The sequence below is a fragment of the Nostoc sp. UHCC 0252 genome, from assembly GCF_034931145.1.
In the GTDB taxonomy this organism is placed as follows: Bacteria; Cyanobacteriota; Cyanobacteriia; order Cyanobacteriales; family Nostocaceae; genus Nostoc.
In genome coordinates this window covers 1-3,835 of the sequence record NZ_JAYGHE010000162.1, presented here as the reverse complement: position 1 = coordinate 3,835, position 3,835 = coordinate 1, and the positions used below count along the sequence as shown (strand labels likewise).

3 protein-coding genes are annotated in these 3,835 nt (G+C 43.4%); 2 read left to right on the top strand and 1 reads right to left on the bottom strand.

The genetic code is table 11. The features are described from left to right. Together VB732_RS35580 and VB732_RS35575 are read left to right on the top strand one after the other, a co-directional pair. Positions 1 to 487: DUF5372 family protein (locus VB732_RS35580; RefSeq protein ID WP_323235498.1), on the top strand; the 487-nt coding region annotated here is incomplete at its 5' end. Between the two features lie 5 nt (positions 488 to 492). After that, positions 493 to 2,571: a recombinase family protein gene (locus tag VB732_RS35575; protein WP_323235497.1), complete on the top strand. Its 2,079-nt coding sequence runs from the start codon at positions 493 to 495 to the stop codon at positions 2,569 to 2,571. 67 nt (positions 2,572 to 2,638) lie between these two features. Here the strand turns inward: VB732_RS35575 and VB732_RS35570 are convergent, their stop codons facing one another. Continuing rightward, on the bottom strand, positions 2,639 to 3,604 hold the full coding sequence (locus tag VB732_RS35570) for a hypothetical protein (RefSeq protein ID WP_323235496.1): 966 nt from the start codon (positions 3,602 to 3,604) through the stop codon (positions 2,639 to 2,641). Positions 3,605 to 3,835 lie beyond the last annotated feature (231 nt).

The following is a 3,835-nucleotide window of genomic DNA, read 5'->3' as shown; positions in this document are numbered from 1 at the left end:
GGAACAGTACAGTAAGACTGCACATAACTTCAAGTCACTTTTGGGAAGTTGTGTCACCATCATCAATCCCATCCACCCGTTATGTGGTCAGTCTGTTGTAATACAGCAAATTCGTAAAGTTGGCCAAGAGACTAAAGTAACTGTAGAAAGTCCTTTGGGAGGATTTTTGTCTCTACCAGCAACGGAAACCGACCTATGGACACAGCAAGCTTTCACAGTCCAAACAGTCGGGAAGTTTTTACCTGAGAAATTACTGCGATTAAGCGAATGGGTAGCTCGGCGATCGCAAATTATAACGTCTGAATCTTCTTGTGTTCTTGATGATATTGAAGTCGAACACAAGAAAAAAAATGAGAAAAAAGCATCTACTAGCAACCACTCAACCCAAAAACGAAGAAAGGCTAAGTCGCCTCATAAAGCTAACAGCACGGTTAGTGGACAAAATACTCTCCACTCAACAGACAGAGAAAGCGATAACCAGGAGTAAACCAGATGAATAATAAAATTAGTTCAACCCATCTGGAACGCCGTGCTGTTGTGTATTTAAGACAGTCAACACCCAATCAGGTAGAATTTCACCGTGAAAGTACTGAGAGACAATATGCCCTAGCTGACCGTGCATTAACCTTGGGTTGGGACAAGAGTCAAATTGAAGTATTGGATAGTGACCTTGGTAAAAGTGGTCAAACGACAACAGGACGCGAAGATTTTCATCGACTAATGGCTGCTGTTGGTTTAGGGGAGGTGGGGGCTGTTTTGGCTCTGGAAGCTTCAAGATTTTCTCGTTCCCAAGCAGATTGGCATAAACTTTTAGATATCTGTGCCCTAACGGATACCTTGGTAATTGACCACGATGGGATTTACGACCCAAATGATTTTAATGACCGAGTGATACTGGGGTTTAAGGGAACTTGGAGCCACACGGAACTACATGGTATGCGCTTACGGTTACAAGGAGCCAAACTCAATAAAGCTAAAAAAGGAGAACTGCGCTGTTCTCCACCTACTGGCTATGTCTACGACCCAGAAGGAAAATTGGTGCTAGACCCAGATGAGGGTGTAGTTGCCGCAATACAGTTAGCCTTTCAACAGTTCCGCGAACTTAGAACGGCGTTTAAGGTGATGCGCTACTTTTGTGTGAACCAAATTCCTTTCCCAAGAAGACGTTGGCGGCCTGGGGATATTGGTACACTTCATTGGGGGCCAGCCAACCTTAGCCGTATAACTGCCCTACTGCACAACCCAACTTACACAGGGACATACGTGTATGGTAGACGACGCAGTATTAATGTCATTGAGGGTGGGCAAATAAAGAAAGTTAAAATCCAGCAACTACCCCAAGAAGAATGGAAAGTGATAATCCACAACGCTCACGAGGCTTACATTAGTTGGTCTGAATATTTGTCTAATTGTGAACGACTCAGGCAGAATAGCCCCGTTTCTTTATCAGATGGATGTCCTAGCACACCTAGAGAGGGCTTTGCTCTCCTCCAAGGTTTAGTAATTTGTGGTAAATGCGGTCGTCGTATGAGTCCTCGCTACCACGGTACTGGTGGTTGTAGAGCAGCTTACGAATGTACCCAAGCTCGTAAACAAGATGGTAGCGTTGGTGCTTGCTGGAGTGTTGCAGGAGCAGCAATTGATACAGCCGTTTCCGCTCATGTGCTGTCAGCTTTTACGGACGAGCAACTAGATATTTCCCTTGCTGTCCTATCTGAACTTGAAAATATTGCAGATGAGGCAGATAAAACATGGCAACTGCGACTGGAAAGGGCACGTTACGAAGCTGACAGAGCTTTTCGACAATATGATGCAACCGAGCCAGAAAATCGTTTAGTAGCCCGTACACTAGAAAGACGATGGAATGAAAAATTACAACAGTTAGCAGAGTTAGAAGAGGCATACCAAAAAGCACGTCTTGTACAACGCCTGGAATTAACAGCAGTGCAACGGCAACAAATTTTACAGTTAGCCAACGATATTCCCACACTTTGGCACGCCAGTACTACTACGAATCTTGAGCGTAAAGAAATACTAGGGTTGTTAGTAAAACAAGTTGCTATCACCCCAATTGATGCTCCAGAACGCTCTACTCATATCCAAATACTCTGGCATACAGGAGCTACAAGTGAGTTGATTGCAACACGCCCAACAAATGCAGACAAATACCGAACACCCAACGAAGTCATTCAACTTATTGAAGAATTAGCCCCGGGTCGAACTGATACGAAAATTGCTGATGAACTGAATCGCCGAGGTTTGGTGGGTGGTACTGGGCGTGCTTTTACGAAAAAAGGTGTCGCCTGGATTCGTTGGAAGTTTGGTATTGATAAGCCTTTAAGTGACCCAAGTGTTGCGAAATCTGGGGTCAGCCCGGAAGGTTACTATTCCACCAGTACCCTTGCTAAAAAACTGGGTGTTGGAATTCATACTGTCTATTACTGGCGAGACAAAGGAATTATTCAGGCATTCCAAGAAACTCCTAGAAGTCCTTGGTGGTATATAGTCACACCCGAAGTTTTAGAGACTTTACGTGAAAAAATCCGCCGCGTACCAGTTAAATCTGAATAATACCAGTTTGATAGTGAGCCGAAAACAATAGTTTGAATATCGTTAACCCCTTTGAGTAATTTTGTACTCAAGGGGTTTTACTGTCTTCGGGTGAGGGTTTTTCAATAAATTTTTCACCATTAAAATGCCAAGCAATTCCATCTGGATCATGAAGAGAAGTCCATTGCCCAAAATTGGGAGCATTTTTCTTATGACGAAGGGTGCTAGGAGAAACATTTAGTCTTCTTGCTAAAGCTGCACCAGTCAGGTGAGATGGGACTTCCAGAGAATTTTTACTTTCGGATTTCTTTAGTGAGCTGTCAGGTAAGCCAGTAAGTCGCTCACTATTATCAGATGATACTTTGGGATGATTATTTTCTTTGAGTAGTGGTAGACCATCAAGTGAGTCATGAAATGGCTCACCAATGACGGTCTCTAGTAAGTCATTTGATGCTGGCTCACTTAGTAGCTCATTATAGGGAGGCGTAGTCTCCTCAATTAGTATTGAATTTAAGATAGATTCAGCAGTTGGTGTTACCAATAGTGACTCATTTGATAGCTCACTGTCGGCAGATACGGTTTCAATAGTAGATGACTTCGATAATTCAGTGTCAACATCTGCCCCAGTTATTGGTAGCTCACTTCTAGATGTACTCCCGGACGTAACTACAGATTCGTTTGTCAAGTCAAGGATTCTGTTAGGTGATTCATTTGGTGGCTCACTTAATGCCTCGTAGTTATCTCTTTGATGCAGATATCCGTTGGATAGGTCTTCACCAGATGCTTGACAAGTATACTGACTCATTGCCTGCTTGAGTACTGCTACATCAGAAAGCAGACTACTCACCTTCACCTCTAAATCCTCAATTCGCTTTGGCGTACTTGATAGCTCACTTGGTAGCACATTGGGTAGGCTACCGCATAGGTAAGTCTCCAGAATTGCCACAATAGCGGCAGAATCTGACTTTAATCCTTGAGAGCGCTTAAATTCAACCAACAGTTCATAGACTTTGGGTGGTGGGTAGGCTGCTATACGGGGATTTTTTGTTGCCATAGTTGGTAGACTTTAACACTTGATACAACTCTAGCCTACCTTATTAGTAGCTCACTCATAGCTCACTAACCACTACTTTTTTCACCTTAGCAAAGCTCTTTCCTTGGCGAGGCTCACTCACTTGTGAGAAAATCTGTACCCAATTGCAGCGCATTGAGTGGAGAATAATCATAGAAAGGAAAATATCCCTAAACTTCATTGAATCAAGGTGCAATATGAATACACCGTCGG

What these genes read in the sequence shown, in the direction of transcription:
- VB732_RS35575 (WP_323235497.1), top strand. Translation starts at nt 493, where the DNA reads ATGAATAATAAAATTAGTTCAACCCATCTGGAACGCCGTGCTGTTGTG.
- VB732_RS35570 (WP_323235496.1), bottom strand. Translation starts at nt 3,604, where the DNA reads ATGGCAACAAAAAATCCCCGTATAGCAGCCTACCCACCACCCAAAGTC.